The organism is Pseudomonas sp. ANT_J28, assembly GCF_008370005.1.
Taxonomy (GTDB): Bacteria; Pseudomonadota; Gammaproteobacteria; order Pseudomonadales; family Pseudomonadaceae; genus Aquipseudomonas; species Aquipseudomonas frigoris.
In genome coordinates this window covers 37,838-57,566 of sequence record NZ_VOBM01000028.1, presented here as the reverse complement: position 1 = coordinate 57,566, position 19,729 = coordinate 37,838, and the positions used below count along the sequence as shown (strand labels likewise).

Sequence of the window (19,729 nt, the reverse complement as noted above, 5' to 3'; positions counted from 1 at the left end):
TTCCTCTCAAAGTGGATCAGGCGAGACGCTTGACGAATTGGTGAAGAAGTTGCGCTTCCTTGAGTTGAAAGTAGCGCGAGTCGATCACCGATAGTTCAAAGCCGAGTACCACCAGGCACTGGCCTTGTTGCTTAAACTCAAGGCGGCAGCTAAAACGAAAATTCGAGGCACCAGAGCGGCGTAATTCAATGGGAATGCACAGAATTTCCGTGTGTATCGGCAACAGGAAGTCCATATAAGTAACGTCCATCTTGTTGGTGACAAAGTTGACTTTGCCTTTGGCTGCCGGTGTCACGTAATAGGCTTCTGCAACGGCGATGGTCATTTGGCGGGCGGCTTCGATGACCATCATTCCGGAAACGTGCTGGCCGGTCAGATGATCGCTTAGTTCGGCATTGGCATCATCTATCATCAGCGAGGCAGAGTAAGTACCGTTGCCGTTTTCGCAGGGCGCGGAGATGGCAATGTTATGGTTCTTCAACTTGTGAGTGGCTGTTGAAGAAGCACGAGGGCGGCGATCCACTGGAAGGATATTCAATGTCGGCGACAGGGCCGCCTTGAATCCATACAGGGTATTGAGTTGCTCGTCGGTAATGCCTTGGCCGACATGCAAGGTCAACTTTTCGCCCCTATCAAGTTGGGTCACCATTTCTTCTGCGGCAGTCACCGAAATAAACATATTGTCACTGCACTGACTTTTGATTCGATCCCCCACCACAATGTAATGCCTGGGCGATTCCTGCTGTTCTGCGTTGAGCGAGGAAAATCCAGAAAACGGGCACGAAGAAACGCTATTTGAAACACTGAGCTCTTCCATTTTTTCACCTTTATATGCGTGCTGATGTATCCAGGTATCGGGATGAAACAGGCAGGAGTGCTGCCGGGCTGACAGGCTCGGTAATCATTTTGGTGATGGCAGGAATATGCTGGGTGAGGAAAAAATGGTTTCCCTCAAAAAACTCCAGACGGACAAAATTGTGGCTATGCTCCTTCCAGGCAATAACATCCTGGACCGGTGCAAATGGGTCTTCACTGCCGCCCAGAACCATCATGGGAACGTCCAGCGGGTCACCGGGAACGTGGCGATACAAGGCGGCGGCCTGGAAGTCTTTGATAAGGGAAGGCAGCATGCGGTTCTTCGCCGCCGAGTGCTTGAACATGAAATCCGGAATGGCACCAAACTTGGAAACCGTTTGAATAAACACTTCTTCAGAATCGTCGAGTGTTACCTGCGCGCAATTAAAAATGCGCGGAGCACGACAGGCTGCAACCACCAGATTGATCAGTCGCGGGCCAAACTCATGTTGGCGACGAGCAACTTCGTAAGCAACGATGGCACCAAGGCTATAGCCAAAAATAATGACCTCGCGCGCCGCCAGGTTGTCGATAAGTGCAATGACTTCGTTCGCCATTGCGTCGACAGTACCTGGTGCCTGCGTCACATTCTTTTGATAGCTGCCTTTGTAAGTGACGCCCATCACGGGCATGTAAGTACCTACGGCACGCCGCAGTGTTTCAAAGGACAAACCGCTGCCCCCGGCGAAGGGTATGAAAACACACACTTTTTCAGAGTCGATGACAGTCATCGAAGACTCCTTGTTTGAGAGATTAAAAGAAGCCCAGGGAACTAACGAACGCCCTGACTTTTCTGCCAAGTTAGAGTCTGTCTGATTTTTCCGAAAAATCTGTTTGCTGCGGGCAATTGTATTTCAGAGTATTTCAAAGCGGTTGAGCGTTTTAGGCTCAACTGTCTGAACTATAAGTCCAAGATCCGATCATGCTAAATACGTCATTGCGCGAAAGGCCAATGAGTCGATAGAGACACGAGTGGGCGACTTGAACGAAGGGAGGAATCAGGAAGGGCGAGGATAGTTGTATTGGTGTGGCTAACCAATACAACTAGTCAGTGCAGGAAGGGAATAACAAGTTACGAATGTGGACGCTCAGTCATTCAATGGTTAAATGGCGGGAAGTTGTTTGGGGCGCGGTCTAAGAATCGCCAACAAGGCAACCATCGCCAATACGGCGCACAGCAATCCCAATAAGGCGCATCCGGTCCATCCGAAACGCTGCCAGAGATACCCTCCCATGGCACTACCGAACGCTCCACCACAAAAATTGCAGACCATATACACCGTGTTCAAACGGCTGCGACTTTCCGGCCTCAGGGAAAAAATACGCGTCTGGTTGGCCACCTGACCCAGTTGCAAGGCGAAGCTGAGCAGGTTGGCGCACGCCAGCAACACCATAAAGGTGTTGGCCCACGCGATCGACAAGGCGAAGCTCAGGCCACAGAGCAAGATAGAGGCGAGGCTGATAGCGACTGTGCCGAAACGTTCACACAGTTTACCGGCCGCAGGAGTCAGCAGGGTGGCGAGGGCGCCCCACAAGCTGAACAACCCGACATCGGCGGCGTTCATGCTGTAGGGCGGCGCCATCAGTTTAAAAGCGATTACCGACCAGAACGCACTGAACGCGGCAAAGACTGCTGCGCCCAGGACGCAGGACAGGCGAAGCAGCGGCTCATGCCAGAACAGATGCAACATCGAGCTCAATAATCTGCCGTAGGCAACGGACACCCCAGGCGTATGGCGCCGGGGCAGAATGCTCGGCAGCGCCAGTGCACACAGGACCATGGCAGAAGCCGCCACCCAATAGACCGACTGCCAGCCGAGGTGATCGGCCAACCATCCGGCAATGGCCCGGGACAGCAGGATTCCGGTGACCAACCCCGTTTGTACCCAGGCAATGACTCGACTGCGTTCGCCGGCAGTGGCCAGCCCGGCCAGGTAGGGGAGTAGCACCTGCGGGATACATGTGCCCATGCAGAGCAGGAAGCTGGCGCCTGCCAGGAATGAGAGCTGGGTGGCCTGGCTTGCCAGCAATAACAGGATGGAGGTCCACACCAGCAGTACGCGACAGAGTCGCAAGGGCGCCACTCTGTCGCCCAACGGGACGATCAGCAACATCCCCAAGGCATAGCCCATCTGCGATGCAGTGGCGATCCAGCTGGTTTGCCCGGCATCGGCGTGCAGGGCATCGGCGAAGACCGGCAGCAGTGCCTGGTTGAAGTAGACATTGGCCACCGACAAGCCGCACAGTAAGGCAATGCCCGCCAGAATCAGCGGCGTAAAGTGTGTGTTGGGCGACATCAGGCATGGCTCCAAAGCGGCTTTCAGGTATCCGATGAGAGACGGGCGACATCGGGCGTGGATTCGGCACCGACGCAGACTTCGCTTTGGCGTCCCAGGAATAGAAAGACCACGGCGGCAGTGAGCAGCGTGAACATCGCCAGCAGTTGCAACAAGGTGTTGAACCCGGCGGTATAGGCCGAGCGCAGTATCGTCAGTGGGATTTGGCTGGCGTCGGTGCTCGCGTGCTGGATATCGCCCATCACCAGGCGTTGCGCGATAGTTGAATAGTCAACGGCGGACAGTTTGACCAAGGTACTGATGCTCAGATGGTGTGCGACCAGAGCCGTCAGCACCGCAACAGTGATCGCCAGGGCGACACCCTCGCTGGCCACCCGCGTCGTGTTGAAAATACCGGCGGCCATCCCCGCCCGTTCCTTGGGGATCACGCTGATCGACAAACCATCCATCAAGCCCCAGGGCAGGCCTGTACCGATACCGGTCAGCAGCATGGCCGCGATGATCTGCGCGTGCATGCCGACCGGGATCGTACTCAGCCAGTAGAGCCCGGCCGCTGCGATCACGAAGCCGATTGCGCAGAGTACGCCCGCCGACAACCAGCGAGTTAGCGACGCGGCAATGATCGGGACAATCAGCATCGGGGCAGAGAGTGCCAACATCATCAGCCCCGCTTCAAAGGCACTGGCCCCTTCTACGCCGATAAACCTAAACGGCAGCAATACGATCAAGACGATGTAGCAATAGCAGGTGCCGATCGGCAGGATCTGTACACCGACAAAGCGCGGAAACAAAAATAGCCCCAGTTCCAGCATCGGATGTTTTGCCCGATTCTCAACAATGATAAACAGCAGCAAAAAGACCGCCGACGTTCCAAGCAGTACATGGATGACCGGCGAGCCCCAGCCTTGCTCAGGTGCCAGGATCACCGCCGTGGTAAACATGATCAGCAGGCCGGAAAACGTCAGCACGCCGGGCGTATCCAGTCGTTGTGCTTGCGGGTCGCGGCTTTCGCGCATTTTCGGCAGGGCAAATATCAAGGAAAGGATGGCGAGCAGGGCCGTGAAAAGGAAAATTGCGCGCCAGCCCAAGTACTCGATCAGCAACCCCGATAACAACGGACCGAAGGCCAGGCCAACCCCGAAAGTGGTGCCCAGAAGGCTGAAAGCACGAGTTCTGGCATGCCCATCAAATTCCTGCGCCAGTGCCGCCGAACCGCTGGCCAGGGCTGCCGCCGCGGCAATGCCTTGCACGCCACGCAACAGGTCCAGCCAGAAAATATCGGGGACCGCCGCCAACAGGATCGACACCAGTGCAAACAACGCCATGCCGCACATGAACAGTCGCTTGCGTCCGTAGAGGTCAGCGAGGGTGCCGGCGGCCATCAGCAGGCTGCCGAAGCTAAGCATGAAGGCATTGGTGATCCAGGCCAGTTCCGTGGGATGGGCATCAAAGGTTTGACCAATGAACGGCGTGGCCACTGCCCCGCCGGTAAAGCTCATGGGCAATACCAAGGCGGCGAGGCAAATTGCAGCCAATATGGAGTGCCGGCCATGGGCCGGCAGCGGTTCGGTAGCTGAGTTCATTAGGTGATTCCCTGCATATCTATGAAGTATCCGTGCTGTCCAGGCCGAGGCGCGCGATCGTTCGTACACTCTAGTTAGGATACAATCGAAGATAAACGGGCTTTTATTCCACTTATAGTGAACCAAAAGGATGTAATCGAGTTGTGGACAGTCTTAGTGGGGTGATCTCATTCGTAAAAACCGCCGAGGCGCTCAGTTTCATCAGCGCCGCCAGGGCGCTGGGGATTTCTGCCTCGGCCGTGGGCAAAAACGTCGCCAAACTTGAGGCTTCGCTGAATGTGCGGTTATTGCACCGCAGCACCCGCAAAGTCAGCCTGACTGCGGAGGGACAGTTGTTCTATGAACGCTGCCGCAAGATCCTCGACGATCTTCAAGATGCCCGGGCGATGCTTTCCCATGCCACACAGGAACCCCGTGGAAAGTTACGCGTCAGCTTGCCCACCATCGGTTATCGCTTTCTCTTGCCCCATATGGCGCGGTTCCGCAAAACCTATCCGGAGATTGAGCTGGAACTGGACTTCAACGACCAGTTGGTGGATGTGATCGATGAAGGCTTTGACGTAGTGATTCGCAGCGGCGGCCAGACCGACTCCAAGCTGATGGCCCGAAAATTGGGGCCTTTTAAGTTTGTCCTGTGCGCATCGCCTGACTATCTGCGGCGTAAGGGACGGCCCGTCACTATCAGTGACCTCGAGCATCACGAGTGCTTGCGTTACCGATTTGTCACGACGGGTAAAATAATGGACTGGAGTATGTCTTCGGCCCCCCAGTTCACGCAGTTGCGCCTGCCAACCGCTCTGACATTGAACAATATGGAAGCCATGCTGATGGCCGTGGTGGATGGGCACGGTATCGCATTTGTCCCGGACTTCCTGGCGCGCGAAGCTATCGCCCAGGGGCGCCTGGAAACGGTGCTCGACGGTCACAGCGAAGATCAAGGGCAGTTCTGGGCATTGTGGCCGTCCAGTCGCCATCTTTCACCGAAAATCCGCGTATTCGTGGACTTTGCCGCCGAGCATCTATTTGCCATTCCTTCCGTAGACAGCCCAGATGCAACGCGCTCATGAAGCACTGTCGCGACCGCGCCGTCCTTATAGGTTGCGGCGGCTGTGCCGGTAATCGCTGACCGTCCGCTGTGGCCAGTTCACTGCCAATCATAGTTACGAAGCGTGCTGGTCAGATCGAATGCAAACGGGTGGTCAAGTGGAGTGCAGTATTCCAATTGGTATTCCAACGAAAAATTAAAATCATTATTAATGTTATAAATCAATAAGTTACCTAGCCAATTCAAATTACCCCGGCCCACCACTTCATCATCTAAAGACGTCCACGGACGTCTTTTTTTGTGCCTAAAATCTAGTGAATACAGGGGTTTCAGCTCCATCGACGTCCACTAGCGTCCAGGACCAGCCTCCCCATCTGGCATTCCAAATGGCATTCCAAGCCTGGGAACCTTTCCTGAAGTCTCGTTGGCACAAGCGGCGTTTTTCAAGGTAGTTGTCGCGTCAACCGTTCAACTATGCCGCTCTTTTCTCGACCTGCTGTTCCCGGTCCGGGTTCAGCAGGACCGTACCTATAGGCTCCCAGTTTCGCGTCTGACCTGACCAGCGTTCCGGGCTTTGCTCCCGGGCTCGCTCGTACAGCTCATGCCGCCGGGCCAGGATCTGATGATCCAGTCCTCGATGCCGCTCAGCCGGCGTGACGAAGCGGATCTGGCTATGCCGATGCTCGTTGTTGTACCAGCGCATGAAGTCCCTCACCCAAGCACGTGCGGCGTCCAAACTGGCAAAGCCATCCACCGGCCATTGCGGGCAGTATTTCAGCGTTCTAAACAGCGACTCCGAGTATGGATTGTCGTTGCTCACTCGCGGTCGGCCACGGGACGGCGTGATGCCCAGCTCGTACATCTTGCTTAACAGCGTTATCGACTTCATCGGCGCTCGGTTGTCCGAGTGCAGTACCAGCAGCTCGTGTAAACACTGCTCGCCGATCACGCTACGTTGCAGCAGCGCCGCCACTTTTTCGCCGCTTTCTTCTTCGTAAACCTCCCAGCCCACCGCCTTGCGGCTGTAAATATCTTCGATCAAATACAGGTAGTAATACTTGCCACGTATCGGCGACGGCAGATACGTGATTTCCCACGACCACACCTGGTTGGGCGCTTGCGCGGCGTGCGTTGTCGGTGCGGCATAGCGCCGGGGTCGCCGGCTCCGGCCTCGATGCTGTTGCTGGCCCGTCGCACGCAGGACGCGATAAAACGTGGCCTCCGACGCCAGATAACGCTGTTGGTCAGCCAGGCGCGGCACGATCTGGCTCGGTGGCAAATGGGCGAACGGTGTTGCAAGCCAAACAGGCTGCGACCGAACACACATTCCAGAATGTGGCGACATCCTGGTACGAGCTGAAGAAAGATGCCGTAACGCCGGCCTTTGCTGAGGACATCTGGCGTTCGTTGACACTGCACGTCTTTCCAGATTTAGCCACCACACCGATTTCAGCCATCAGCGCACCACAAGTCATCGACCTTCTTCGAGCTTAGCGGGATTCGCTCCGTCTTCAAAAAACCGAAAAAGAAGAACATGGCGGCACTTCCTCCCGAAGAGCTGAAAGAACTCATGGTGGCAATTGCCAATGCCAGCATAAAAAGAACTACGCGCTGCCTTATCGAATGGCAGCTCAACACCATGACCCGACCAGCTGAAGCTGCCACCTCCCGCTGGGCTAATATCGACTTCGAAAAGAAGATCCGGACGATACCAGCGGAACGCATGAAGAAACGTCGGATACACATTGTTCCGCTCACGGAGCAGGCTTTGGCGCTGCTAGAAGGGATCAAGCCCTACAGCGGACACCGAGAGTACGTTTTCCCGGCAGACCGAGATCCTCGCACCCACTGCAACAGCCAGACCGCTAACATGGCGCTAAAGCGAATGGGCTTTGAAGGGCGCTTGGTAAGTCATGGCATGCGATCAATGGCTAGTACAGTCCTCAACGAACACGGCTGGGATCCGGAGCTGATCGAGGTAGCGCTTGCCCACGTCGATAAAGATGAGGTGCGCAGTGCTTATAACCGAGCGGATTACATCGAACGCAGACGCCCGATTATGGCCTGGTGGAGCAACCACATCCAGGAAGCTGCTACCGGCAACCTGTCTGTATCACCTATCAGAGAAAATCGAGATAAAAAAGTCGTTTCGATACGATGACCCAAGGGCGACTTCCGGCCGAGGCTGTGTAAAAACGTTTTTGAGCGCGACAGGTACTTAAAACCGGACGGGAAATCGCGCTTCTACGCGAGATCCACATCTGCTGACGTGCCGATAAATTTCAGATTTAACGTAGACGCGCAAACTTCAATTTTGGCCAAGTGTTTTTACACACTCTGGGCCAGAAGCAGTCGTTCGACAGTTGATCAAGGGTGCTTATCCATCAAGTGCCCAGGGGCTTCCAAGTCCTTGCATAAAAAGACCAGCGCTCGACGGAAAACTCATCGAGCGTTTGATGTGACCATTGTTCAGGCAGTGGTCCACCTGCCTGGCACAAATGAAACGACCAGAACTGGCCGTGATGACTGGACTCCCAACATCCTAGATCGTCTTCGATTGCAGCGGTGGTAATACTAGACTCTTCCGCCAGTTCACGCAGGCATGCCTGACCCGCTGTTTCTCCCTTTGCAATGGTTCCCTTCACCAGTTGCATCCCAAGCCTGAGGATGAATGGACAAAAGGATCCTGGGGTGCTGAGTAAAACAAAGAACTACTGAGCAGGCCTTGTCAGGGCCATTTTTAGAAACAGCATCACAGGTGTTTAAATTCTTCTTTCAGTAGCTCGGCAAACTTATCTTTTGCACGATGAAATTCAACGTTTTTGTTCGATATAAAATAATTTTGCACAGGCAGTAAATCTTCAAACGTATATTCACTTATACTTCCGATCCGCCCGAACTGTTCAAACAAACCTTTCGGAACTAACGACACGCCAGCCCCGGAACTTACGCAGCCAAGGATGGTGCCATAACTGGCTATGCTTGTTATGGGGATTGATACTTCATGCCTCTCCAGCCAACTTACCAACGTCTTCCTGTAAGGGCATCCTTCAGGCCACATGAATATATCGGTGCCACTCAAATCCTGCGGCTCATGTATCCGCCCCGCAGCCGGAGAGGCGATCAATACCAGCTCCTCCTTGTAAATCTCAATGCTCTCAAGATCCGGGTGCTCAGGCCTGACAGCGATGATTGCTCCATCCAGTTCATGGCTGACCACATCGTTTGATAATTGCGACCAATCCCCCGTACTAAACTGCAATTGCACAGAAGGATAGAGCTGATGGAACTTTGATAACAGCTTGGGCAACCTGCCTGTGGCGGATGACTCTATAGCGCCAATTTTCAAGTTTCCCGACGGCGCTGCGGCGGGATCGAGGGCTCTTTGTGATTCCTCACACAAAGACAAGATCTTGTTAACGTAGCCAAGAAACAACCGCCCGGAAGGGCTGATTACAAGCCCCCTGCCTTTCCTTATAAATAACGAGACCCCGAGTTCTCTTTCTAAATGCTTGATTCTGTTTGTGATGTTTGACGGAACACAGTGTAACAGTTCAGAGGCGCGGATAATGCTCCCTTGATCGGCCACTGTTTTGAACATCGCTAACTGAGACAACTCCATGTCATTGCTCACTAAAAGTGAATAGTGAGATCACTATAAGTCACTTGTAGCAAGTATTCAACTCGTTTAATTTGTAGATTCTGATTTCATTTAGTGCATTTCAACTAAACAATCCGGTCAGTCTTTATGGAAAAAGGCAAATCATGAACTCAGTATCGCCGCAAACTCGTTACGAGACGTTTAAGTACAAGTCCATGCAAGAGTTTGGTGAGATTTTTATTGAAGCTCTACCAAAACATATACGGAATTTAAAAATCCCCGGTCGGGTTATATTTAAAAATGACCGGAGGCAGCCTGTATTAGCGCATATCACGCAAATATCCGAACTTCAGGATGCGATGTTTGAGGTGCTTAATCATCCGATTACGCAAGAAGCTCAGTTCCATAGTGAAAACGCCTTTCGAGTTCTTCTGGAAAAACGAACGGTAGACTCGGCTGTTCTGATGTTTTTTTTTAATGGGTGGAATGAAACCCATAAAACTACCAGCTTGGTCTCGGCTAAAATTATCATGCGGCTATCAGCAGATGCGATCTCTGTGCCTGCCGAAAAATTAGTTGGCTATCACCACGTCATGGCGCATATGCATGAAGTCGCGAAGGATGATTTTGGGCTTGGCCATCCAGACCACGACGGTATGTACAGCTACATGACCGCAGCGTTTGGCGCCACGGCCTGGGTTGAAGATAAATATAAAATACGCGAATGTAACGAATTTTCAGAGTTTCTGTACAACACCGGCGTAGCAGAACATAAGGCGGCTTTGAAGTCAGCCGAGCATAACGACTCAATCATGGAGGCGATGATGGTTTCTATCGCTTCAGAGCTTTGGAATGGTCGGGAGTACAACTTCATTGCCCAACACATAGAGGACAAGTTACTTAACCTTAATCCTTCTCTGAGAACGAACGCTCAGAGTTTGCGTAACGCTAAAGGATATGTCATGGGACATTCTGGCGAAGTGGAAAACAAGCATGGCTTGCATGCTTTAGCCGCGGCACAAGCATTTGGTCTAACGGCCGATATAACTTTCAAGTTGGGGAGGCTTAAAGGGATTATGCTCAATTACAATGAAAGAGTAGGAAACGCTTTTGCGGCTATGCGCCAAGCCCTGACCTCATAGAGCCAGGTTCTATAGCCAGAGGAATATACCGATTATCTTTCTTCAAACGAGCCGTAGGCTAATCGGTATATCTCGAAAAACGTAGAACTAAAACCAAGAGGAATGTCATGGTTTTTTGTGGGAAATTTAAGTTCCAAAAGGATCCATTATATGTATTTTGAACAAGCTTTGATCGCGGTAGGTTTTTTTGCCTTTTGCGGCGGCTTGATAGATGCTGCAGTCGGCGGTGGCGGGCTTGTACAACTGCCGGCACTTTTACACGTCCTCCCTCAGCAAAGTCTGGCTACTGTTTTTGGGACTAATAAACTGGCTGTTTTGGCGGGCAATTTATCTTCCATATTCAGCTATTTAAAGCGAATAAAAATCATGTGGAGGTTAATGCTTCCCACCATGCTTTCCGCATTTGTATTTGCCTTTCTTGGTGCCTTCTCAGTATCTATCGTGCCAAAAAAGCTGATGGAGTTTGTTGTTTTTTTCATCCTGATAGCCATGGCCATTTATACTTTCACGGAAAAAAAATTAGGCTTGGTGGCTTCTAATAAACATTGCGGATCAAAGGATATTATATTAGGGGTTTTTTTTGGTGGCCTCATTGGTTTCTATGATGGTGTCTTTGGCCCTGGTAGCGGCAGCCTTCTGCTTTTTATATTTGTCAAATTTTTTGGCTTCGATTTTTTAAACGCATCAGCCTCTGCAAAACTGGTCAATTTGGGTACGTTTAGCGCAGCGCTTATGTTTTTTGTTCCGTCTGGCAACGTCTTATGGACTGTCGGCGGTGTAGTTGCTCTGTGCAATATGGCAGGTTCTCTCACCGGTGTTTTCTTGGCACTCCGTTACGGAAGTGGCTTTATCAGGATATTTTTCCTGGTTCTGCTTATATTTTTGATAGGCAGAATGGGGTTATCTCTATTTTCGTAGGGGATAAGCTCAAGCTTTAGTCCCTGCGGCCAGCCACTCGCTTCGAGTGATCTCCCATACTGCTATCAATACTCCCACCAGCATATACCCCGTCTCATCCATTCATAGGATGAAGACGCGAAGCCCTTCTACACTCAATCCGCATGCCTCTCCACAAAAAGAACCCACATGACCACCCTCAAAGACCGTTTGAAGCAAGGCAAGGACGCTCGCAAGAACTGCTCCCGCAGTTCGCAGGCGGCCACGGGGAAAGTAAATCGCGACCCGCTGCCGCTGATCAAAACGTCTAGTGAAGGCCGCATCAAGTCGCTGGTCGAGTTGCGCTACGGCCGCATGCTGGTCTCGCCGTTCACCTTCTATCGCGGCAACGCGCTGCTGCAAGCCCACGACTTGGCCGGAACAGCCAACATGGGGCTGGTATCGCCCATCTGCGGCGACAGTCATCTGATGAACTTCGGCGGTTTTGCAACGCCGGAACGCAATCTGCTGTTCAGCGTCAACGATTTCGACGAAGCCCATCCCGGCCCTTGGGAGTGGGACTTGAAACGGCTGGTGGCAAGTTTCGTGGTGGCAGCGCGCGACCTGCGCCATGGCGAAACGGTCGAAGAAACTGTCTGCCGCCAGGTGGTCGGCGCCTACCAACAGACCATGCTCGAGTGCGCCGAACAAAGCGCCATGGAAACCTGGTACGAGTCCATCACTTATAACGATCTGCGGCAACAGGCAAGCAAAGCGACCCTGGAGCATGTGGAGCGCGCCATCGAAAAAGCCGAACGTCGCACCCATGCTGAACTGCTGCCGAAGATCAGTGAACGTGACGCACATGGCCGACTGATCATTCGCGATGACCTACCGGAAATTTTCCACTTACACAACAACACCACGCTGCTGGATGCCGATGACGACTGGCTGCGCCTGTCGGACTGGCGGCCGCTTTACGACACGTTCATGCGCGACTATCCCGACACCCTGCAAGCCGACCGTCGCGAGCTGTTGTCGCGTTTTCATGCCCACGACATGGCGTTCAAAGTGGTCGGTGTGGGCAGCGTCGGGACTCGTTGCCTGGTGGCCCTGCTGACCGACGATCAGGAGTTCCCGCTGTTCCTGCAGTTCAAGGAGGCACGTCGTTCGGTGCTTGCCGATTATGTGAAGACTAAATTGCGGGTGCGGCATAACGGTCAGCGCGTGGTCGATGGCCAACGGTTGATGCAATCGGCCAGTGACCTGTTCCTCGGCTGGACCACCGGCCCCAGTGGTCGACACTTCTACGTGCGCCAGTTGCGCGACATGAAAGTCTCGGCTGAACTCGAGACGTTCGATGCGGACACCTTCGCCGCCTACGGACGCATTTGTGGCCGCGCCTTGGCCCGCGCCCACGCCAAATCGTCCGGGAACGCCGCACACATCAGCGGCTACATCGGCAAGAGCGATGCGCTGGCCGACGCGTTGCTCAAGTATGCGCAAAGCTACACCGAGCAGAATGAGCGCGACTTCGAACAATTCCAGCAGGCCTGCCGCAAGGGCCGTTTGCGGGCGCGCTCGGAAGCGGACTTTGCGGCGGATCATTTGCCGTAGGCGTGTCTCAGGGCGTGAAACGGCGGGCACTCATCGACATGAATTTTTCTTCACCCCACAACCTCTCACCAACGGGTACATTGCGCTCGCTCATTCAAGAAACTATGGTTTGCCCGCCCTCCCGCGGGCTTTTTTTTGCCTGCTGCTTTGTTTCATCGGGGTTCAGGCCCTCCCGCAATCCTCTGACGCAAATCACTCGCAACGCCCCATAGGGTGTACCATCAAGCCCTGTCCATCAGATATCAGTTAGCCATGTCCACGCTAAGCGAAGAGAGCCGCCAGATCGTAGCTTCTCTGGCGCACCGTGTTGGCCCCAACGCTGACATTGCAAGGATCGCCCAAGCGATCATTTCAACCTTGCGGGATATGGATATAGCCCTCACGCCCATAATCGGCCACCAAGGGGTTGCAGCGCTTTATCGCCGCAGCCTCCACCTGTGCGCCTCCACTCATCCGCGTCTGGCCCGCACCTATGACAGAGTGCCGTCCGGCATGGATCTGACTGCCCTAAAGTCCGTAATCGTTGAGCAAAGCGACGTCGATGCGCTGTTTTTCGGTGAAGTGTTGCTGACTACCTTTTACGAGCTGCTGACCACGCTCATCGGGCCCTCGCTCACCGAACGTTTGCTTCGTGACATGTGGGAACCTTCTTTGAGCGACACCCCTTCGCAGGAAATTTCGCCATGAGCACCAAAGTGACTATCAACCGTCTGGCCACCGGCGTGCCAGGACTGGACGAGGTGCTGGGCGGTGGATTGCCGGAGTTTTCGTTCAACCTGATCGCCGGCCCGCCTGGCTGTGGCAAAACCACCCTGGCGCATCAGATGATGTTCGCCCTGGCGACACCTGAGCGCCCGGCGCTGTTCTTTACCGTACTGGGCGAGCCGCCGCTGAAGATGCTGCGTTATCAGCAGCAATTCGATTTTTTCGACAGCGAAGCGATCAACCAGTCGATCCGCTACATCAACCTGGCTGACGACACCCTCGCCGGGAATCTGGACGAAGTGCTGCGGCGCATCGTCAGCGAGGTGGAGGCTCACTCTCCGTCACTGGTGTTCGTCGACTCGTTCCGGTCGGTGGTGCTGGCCAGCCAGACCCAGGACAACCCGAACAACAACCTGCCGCAGTTCGTTCAGCAACTGGGCATGTTGATGACCACCTGGCAGGCGACGACCTTCCTGATTGGCGAATACTTCACCGAAACCGACACCAACCCGATCTTCACCGTGGCCGATGGCCTGATCTGGCTGCGCCAGAGCGTTCAGCGCAACTCCATGGTGCGAAAGATGGAAATCATGAAGATGCGCGGCCAGCCGACGCTGCCAGGGCTGCACACCTTCCGCATCGCGACGTCGGGGATCAAGGTCTTTGCACCCGCAGCGACAAATCTGACCGAAGCACCTCTGGAATTCCCTATCAAACGCCTGAAAATGGGCGTGCCACAGCTCGACGAGATGCTTGGCGGCGGCCTGCCCCGTGGTTACTCCTTGCTGGTGGCCGGGCCGTCGGGCTCGGGCAAAAGTATTCTGGCGTCCACCTTCCTGGCCGAGGGCGCGCGCAATGGTGAAACCGGTGTGATCGCGGTGTTTGAACAACGGCCTAATCACTCCCAGAACGCCACCCTTTCGAGCCTGATCGAGAGCGGACAGGTCGGTCTGGTGGACAGCCGCGCCGCGGACCTGTCCATCGACGAAATCGTGCATTTGCTGTTGAGCGAAATCACCCGATTAAAAGCGACCCGCGTGGTCATCGATTCGCTGTCAGGTTTCGAACTGGCGCTCGCACCGACCTTCCGAGAAGACTTTCGCGAGTCGCTGTCGCGCATGGTCACTGCTTTGACGAGCGCCGGGGTCAGCGTGTTGATGACCTCGGAGCTGGAAGACCGCTACACCGACCTGCGCTTCAGCCCTTACGGCACGGCATTTCTCACCGACGCAATCATTGTTCAGCGCTACATCGAAGTGCAGAGCCGTTTGCTGCGCATCATGGCCGTGGTCAAGGTGCGGGCCAGCGCCCATTCCGATGAGTTGCGCCAGTACCACATCGACAATAACGGTTTGCAGATCGGCGAGATGTTACCGGAGCAGGAAGGTTTGCTCGGGGGTCGGCCAACCCAACGGTCCCTTGGAAACGACAATGCGTGAGTCAAGGTCATGAGCACGGCCGATAGCAAGAACGAAGAAGCGAAGGCCACTGCCGCTCGCGAACTTTTCCTGCTGGGCCAGAAAACTGTTGAGGCACGGGCGGTGCTGGCGGCGCTGCAAAAAGAATTGAGCGAAGCCAACACCCGGCTGGTCGATAGCCAGCAGGTCGAGCAACTGATCGAGGCCAATCAGCAATTGGTGCTGGCCATTTTGCTGGCGCAGTCCGATGCAGAAAAACCAAAACGCACGCAGGAAGAACAACGACTGTTCCTGGAAATGCGCGAAGCCAACGCGCAATTGGTCATCGCGGCCCTCAGCGCGCAAGACCTGCAAGCCTCAGCCGAACGAACCCTGGAACAACAACGCAACATCCTCACCCTGGTGGCCCACGAACTGCGCAACCCGCTGACGCCCATCAGCATGATCGCCGGCCGACTGGTGCGTGTGCCCAGCGAAGAGCTGCCGCGCATGCAGGCGTTGATCGAAAGCCAGGTGCAGCACATGTCGCGGCTGGTGGACGATTTGCTCGACGTCTCCCGCGCCAGCACCGGCAAGCTGCGCCTCGATTGCCGCATCGTGGACATGGTGCAGATCATCCATCAGGCCATCGACGTGTGCAGCCCGGTGATGACGGCTCACCATTTGCACTTCACCGCCGAGCTGCCCGAGTGCGCGTTGGCAGTGAATGGTGACCCAGTGCGCCTTACGCAGATTCTCGGCAACCTGCTGGGCAACGCGGCCAAGTACACACCGGAGGGAGGCGATGTCACGCTTTCGGTCACGACCAAGGACGACGTGCTGGAGATGAGCATTTGCGATGACGGCATCGGTATTTCCGCCCAGGCCCTGCCGTTTATCTTCGAGCCGTTTGTGCAGGACGTTCACGCCATCGGCTTCAACGGTGCAGGCCTTGGCATTGGCCTGACGGTGGTGCGCGAGCTGGTCGAAGCCCATGGCGGCACGGTGATCGGCATGAGCGACGGCGACGGCAAAGGCAGCACCTTTATCGTGACATTGCCGCTGGCGATTTGAGTTTTTCCGCTGGCCACGCAATGCTTGCGCGACGATCCCCGTGAACCGGAGCGCCCTATGCCGCTGTTGTCCCTGTCCTGTAAACGCTTGACGCTAGTGGTGCTCGACCCTGAACAGGCGGCGCTGGAAAGCGACTTCTACCGGCGCAACCTGAGGCATCTCGCCCGGTGGTCGCCGATTCGCCCCGTCGATTACCACAGCCCTGAACGCATCCGCCCGCGCCTTGAGGTGCAAGCCAGTGCTTTCCAGGCCGGTCTGGCGGTGCATTTCGCGCTCCTGGATCCGGACAACGGCCAGATGATCGGCGCCTGCAACTTCAGCGGCATCACTCGCGGGGCGTTTCAGGCCTGCTATCTCGGTTACCACATCGACGAAACCCATCAGGGCCAGGGCTTGATGCAGGAAGCACTGGAAGCGGGAATCGGCTATATGTTCGATGAGCAGAAACTGCACCGGATCATGGCCAATTACATCCCTGGCAATGAACGCAGTGCACGGTTGCTGGAGCGCCTGGGCTTTGAGCGCGAGGGCTATGCAAAGGCCTACCTGAGTATCGCCGGGCGCTGGCAGGATCATGTGCTGACAGCGTTGATCAACCCGGCGCCGAATGCAGGGTACCGCTAAGCGCTCATCGTGTTATTGCACGACCACCTTTTGCGCAACGTCGGGCAACAGGCAGCCTTTGGCCATCCACTGACAATCCCGGTCCCAACGATAACCGGTTTCCAGGTTGCCTCGATCGTCATAGTAGGTCAGCCGCAAGTGGCTGGGATTCAAATCAAGTTTGGCAAAACCGGCGTGTGCGGTGGCAAACGAGGTGTCCTGCGCTGCGGCGCCAACGGCGTAGAGTTTCTGGCCCCCGGCCCCGGAAACCACCCAGGCTGGCTCGGCGGCGCGTAGCAGCAGTTGCTGGTTGTGGTCGTGTCCGGCCAGGAACATGTCGACCTTGTTGCGTTCCAGTGCGGGCAACAACAGGTTGACCAGTTCACTGTCCTCACCATGCTGGCCATGATTGCGGACCGGGTGATGGGCCGCCGCAATGCGCCATACAGGTGCCGGTCCCGGTTGCTGGAAGGCTTGCTCAAGCATGTCGATCTGACGCTGAAAGGATTCCCGTGGCGCCGAGGTGTCGAGGAACACCATTCGCACCAACGGTCGACCATCGACGCTGCCAAAATCCTTGACGTAGAAGTTGCTCGACATCTGCCAGCGACCCGAGCCCTTGCGCTGCCGGCCATATTCGAGTTCGACCTGTTGCGACTTGGGATAATCGTGATTGCCCAGTACGGCGTAAAACGGCACATGACTCAGCCACTGGCCCCAATAGACGCGCTCGAATTTCATTTGCCAGGCAAGGTCGTGGGTACTGGTCAGCGGTTTGCCATAGAAGTTGTCGCCCAACAGCACGACCATGTCCAGCCGCCCGTCTCTGGCCGCGACTCGCTCCATGGCCTGCCCCACTCGCCACTGTTGCAGATCGCCGCTGCCCTGATCGCCCAAGGCGATCATCGACACGGTGGAAGGATCCAGACCACTCAACGGAACAAACGGCGCCGGCGGTGTAAATATCCAGTACCCGACTATCGCTGCGCCAATCAGTAGGATGACCGCGACGATGCTTAACCTGCGAACAGCTTTTCCGGGCACAAACCGTTTTGCAGCCGGCGATGGCATTGGGGGGCGTTTCAATCAAGGACTCACTTGGCATGGCCAGCCAGGCATTAAGGGAAAGCAAGGGTTGCTATTAATAGATCACACCAGTTGTTCACACTTTGTTAAGAGTTCGCCCCGTATACCTTTTTTAGCCCCTTGTATTTAAGTAGGAGCGAGCCTGCTCGCGAAGGCAATCTCCCGACTCCCCCCACAAGACAGACAACAAAAAACCCGCCCCCCCTCTTCAGGGTTGGCGGGTTTTGTCGTTCAAGTCTTTTGAATCAGCTAGCCGTCTGCGGCTGTGCAACGCTTTCAGGCCGCTCATGCGCTTGCAGCACCGGTTGCTCCAGCCGCGCTCGCCCATAGAACGCCAGTGCTGTCAGCAAACACGCCAGCCATATGAAGATCCCGGACCAGAAGGTGTGGGACATGTAGTGCCAGCCTTGCAGAACCCGCGTCGTGCCGTAGACGAAACCGAGCAGCAGCGAGCCGTACATCACCGCTTTGGAATAGCGCCAGCGGTAGCGACGTGCCACGAAGTACAACGCCAGCATGGTGAAGCCGCCCGAGGCATGTCCGCCCGGCCAGCAGCGACCTGCCCCAGCGACTTTCAGCAGATCAAAATTCTCATACCACTCCTTGTGCTCGATTTTCCCGCCGTACTGGGTCGTTTCGATCGGGCAGTACACGCTGGTGTGGCCCTTGAGGTAGTGGATCACACCGGTGCTGATGGAGAACGCGAACACCACGTAGAGGAAGTCCCGACGGTGCTTGCTGGCGAACCGAAGCACCGGCGCGACTTTGATTTTTTCCAGGAATGCGATGATTTTCGAATGCTTTTCCGCCTTCAGGCGCGGCCAGAGAAACGACAGCAAGGCGCCGATGATCGCTATCTCACCGGTCCAGTTCGGGATGATCCGCGCCCACTTATGGGTGATCTTTTCGAACAGATGAACATGATCCAGCGGAAACGTCTGCGTGACTGGATCATAAAAAAGATCACTGAACGCGATGTCGATTTTAGTCAGGTCGAACAGCAGGAAAACCACGGCCGCACAGGCCAGCGGAATGCCGAAGTTCACCCAGTAAAAGCGGTAGCGGGAAGAAGTCAGCATGGTGTGTCCTGATCCAGAAAGTGAATTCATTCGGCGATCACCGAGTGCCAATCCGAGGCTTCGATGACACCGAGCATCCGGGGTGCCTGAGGCGTTTCGGCCGAGATAAACAAAGAAGCGCCGTAGCCGAGGGTAGCGGTCGGCAATTTGAGGTCTTTCTCAAGTTGTGACATGCATTCGCTGTGGGTCACCAGAATCAGGTTTCGCCCGGCAACCTTGTGCGCCAGAGCGTCGCGCAGCATGGTGCCCTTGCAATTGATCAACCATTCGTCACCGACCCCGACTTTGTTGAACATGTAGCCGGCGGTCTGCGCTGTACGGAGGACGGGACTGTTGTAGATGTCGGTTTTGTTCAGGCCCAGTTGTTCGAACTGCGCACCAACACCCACCGCGACGCTGCGAGAGCGTTCGGTAATGCCATCGTTACCGTTCAGACAGGCGGCGCTGGAGTGATCGCAGCGTTCAACGTGACGCACCAGCACGATCACGTTGCCCTTGGCCCAATCGACCTTCAACGCCCGGGCGCCGACCACATTACCGTGGGCCAGGTCCGGTACAGCGGCAGGATGCAACAGCCAGACCGTCAGCGCAATCACCAACAGCGCCGAGGCGAACACGACAGCCGCATTACGATAAAGGGCCAAACGGCTCAGATCAATCGAGCGTTTTACCCCGAACAGACTCAGTCTCAATACCACATCAAACCGCCTCGCCGGCACGCATCACTTTCTTCGGTGCGGCGAGAGTAAAGAGGCTGGCGTCGGCAGTC

Annotated in this window: 17 protein-coding genes and 2 pseudogenes; 9 read left to right on the top strand and 10 right to left on the bottom strand. The window is 55.3% G+C overall.

What is annotated here, in order from left to right; translation table 11 throughout:
• Positions 1 to 16: 16 nt before the first annotated feature.
• The 4 genes from FQ187_RS19630 to FQ187_RS19615 form a co-directional block, all read right to left on the bottom strand.
• Complete coding sequence (locus FQ187_RS19630) at positions 17 to 817, bottom strand: AfsA-related hotdog domain-containing protein (RefSeq protein ID WP_149630748.1); 801 nt, start codon at positions 815 to 817, stop codon at positions 17 to 19.
• Between the two features lie 10 nt (positions 818 to 827).
• A complete protein-coding gene (locus tag FQ187_RS19625; protein WP_149630747.1) occupies positions 828 to 1,586 on the bottom strand; it encodes a thioesterase II family protein in 759 nt (252 codons plus the stop codon).
• 372 nt (positions 1,587 to 1,958) lie between these two features.
• On the bottom strand, positions 1,959 to 3,152 hold the full coding sequence (locus FQ187_RS19620) for an MFS transporter (protein ID WP_149630746.1): 1,194 nt from the start codon (positions 3,150 to 3,152) through the stop codon (positions 1,959 to 1,961).
• A gap of 23 nt (positions 3,153 to 3,175) precedes the next feature.
• The gene (locus FQ187_RS19615) at positions 3,176 to 4,735 is read right to left on the bottom strand and encodes an MFS transporter (protein ID WP_149630745.1); all 1,560 of its coding nucleotides are present in this window, start codon (positions 4,733 to 4,735) and stop codon (positions 3,176 to 3,178) included.
• 143 nt (positions 4,736 to 4,878) lie between these two features.
• Here FQ187_RS19615 and FQ187_RS19610 point away from each other — a divergent pair, with 143 nt between their 5' ends.
• A complete protein-coding gene (locus FQ187_RS19610) occupies positions 4,879 to 5,802 on the top strand; it encodes a LysR family transcriptional regulator (RefSeq protein WP_149630744.1) in 924 nt (307 codons plus the stop codon).
• Positions 5,803 to 6,252: 450 nt separating this feature from the next.
• Here FQ187_RS19610 and FQ187_RS19605 read toward each other — a convergent pair.
• Positions 6,253 to 7,068 (bottom strand): annotated as a pseudogene (locus tag FQ187_RS19605) (IS3 family transposase); the annotation flags it as partial.
• An 8-nt stretch (positions 7,069 to 7,076) separates the two neighbouring features.
• Here FQ187_RS19605 and FQ187_RS19600 point away from each other — a divergent pair.
• Positions 7,077 to 7,941 (top strand): annotated as a pseudogene (locus FQ187_RS19600) (tyrosine-type recombinase/integrase); the annotation flags it as partial.
• A gap of 223 nt (positions 7,942 to 8,164) precedes the next feature.
• Here the strand turns inward: FQ187_RS19600 and FQ187_RS19595 are convergent.
• Both FQ187_RS19595 and FQ187_RS19590 read right to left on the bottom strand, forming a co-directional pair.
• Positions 8,165 to 8,434 carry an NUDIX domain-containing protein gene (locus FQ187_RS19595; RefSeq protein ID WP_256667362.1) on the bottom strand — a complete coding sequence of 90 codons (270 nt, stop codon included), beginning with the start codon at positions 8,432 to 8,434 and terminating at the stop codon, positions 8,165 to 8,167.
• A gap of 98 nt (positions 8,435 to 8,532) precedes the next feature.
• Entirely contained in the window at positions 8,533 to 9,402 is an 870-nt protein-coding gene (locus FQ187_RS19590) for a LysR family transcriptional regulator (RefSeq protein ID WP_149630743.1), read from the bottom strand.
• A 143-nt stretch (positions 9,403 to 9,545) separates the two neighbouring features.
• Here FQ187_RS19590 and FQ187_RS19585 point away from each other — a divergent pair, with 143 nt between their 5' ends.
• The 7 genes from FQ187_RS19585 to rimJ all read left to right on the top strand — a co-directional run bounded on the left by FQ187_RS19585 (position 9,546) and on the right by rimJ (position 16,816).
• Entirely contained in the window at positions 9,546 to 10,523 is a 978-nt protein-coding gene (locus FQ187_RS19585; protein WP_149630742.1) for a hypothetical protein, read from the top strand.
• 150 nt (positions 10,524 to 10,673) lie between these two features.
• On the top strand, positions 10,674 to 11,441 hold the full coding sequence (locus FQ187_RS19580; RefSeq protein ID WP_149630741.1) for a TSUP family transporter: 768 nt from the start codon (positions 10,674 to 10,676) through the stop codon (positions 11,439 to 11,441).
• Positions 11,442 to 11,609: 168 nt separating this feature from the next.
• Complete coding sequence (locus tag FQ187_RS19575) at positions 11,610 to 13,016, top strand: DUF2252 domain-containing protein (RefSeq protein WP_149630740.1); 1,407 nt, start codon at positions 11,610 to 11,612, stop codon at positions 13,014 to 13,016.
• 252 nt (positions 13,017 to 13,268) lie between these two features.
• The gene (locus FQ187_RS19570; protein WP_256667361.1) at positions 13,269 to 13,703 is read left to right on the top strand and encodes a hypothetical protein; all 435 of its coding nucleotides are present in this window, start codon (positions 13,269 to 13,271) and stop codon (positions 13,701 to 13,703) included.
• A complete protein-coding gene (locus tag FQ187_RS19565) occupies positions 13,700 to 15,160 on the top strand; it encodes an ATPase domain-containing protein (protein ID WP_149630739.1) in 1,461 nt (486 codons plus the stop codon). The genes FQ187_RS19570 and FQ187_RS19565 overlap by 4 nt, the downstream gene beginning before the upstream one ends.
• Before the next feature lie 9 nt (positions 15,161 to 15,169).
• The gene (locus FQ187_RS19560; RefSeq protein WP_149630738.1) at positions 15,170 to 16,192 is read left to right on the top strand and encodes a HAMP domain-containing sensor histidine kinase; all 1,023 of its coding nucleotides are present in this window, start codon (positions 15,170 to 15,172) and stop codon (positions 16,190 to 16,192) included.
• Positions 16,193 to 16,249: 57 nt separating this feature from the next.
• Positions 16,250 to 16,816 carry a ribosomal protein S5-alanine N-acetyltransferase gene (gene rimJ, locus FQ187_RS19555; protein WP_149630737.1) on the top strand — a complete coding sequence of 189 codons (567 nt, stop codon included), beginning with the start codon at positions 16,250 to 16,252 and terminating at the stop codon, positions 16,814 to 16,816.
• 12 nt (positions 16,817 to 16,828) lie between these two features.
• On the opposite strand, the gene FQ187_RS19550 is transcribed toward rimJ, so the two are convergent.
• From FQ187_RS19550 to FQ187_RS19540, 3 genes are all read right to left on the bottom strand, one after another.
• Positions 16,829 to 17,701, bottom strand: coding sequence for a metallophosphoesterase (locus FQ187_RS19550; protein ID WP_256667367.1), 873 nt, complete (start codon positions 17,699 to 17,701; stop codon positions 16,829 to 16,831).
• A gap of 425 nt (positions 17,702 to 18,126) precedes the next feature.
• Positions 18,127 to 18,960 (bottom strand): phosphatase PAP2 family protein, encoded by an 834-nt coding sequence (locus FQ187_RS19545; protein ID WP_149630736.1) that lies wholly within the window; start codon positions 18,958 to 18,960, stop codon positions 18,127 to 18,129.
• A 26-nt stretch (positions 18,961 to 18,986) separates the two neighbouring features.
• Positions 18,987 to 19,658 (bottom strand): histidine phosphatase family protein, encoded by a 672-nt coding sequence (locus FQ187_RS19540; RefSeq protein WP_149630735.1) that lies wholly within the window; start codon positions 19,656 to 19,658, stop codon positions 18,987 to 18,989.
• Between the last annotated feature and the right edge of the window lie 71 nt (positions 19,659 to 19,729).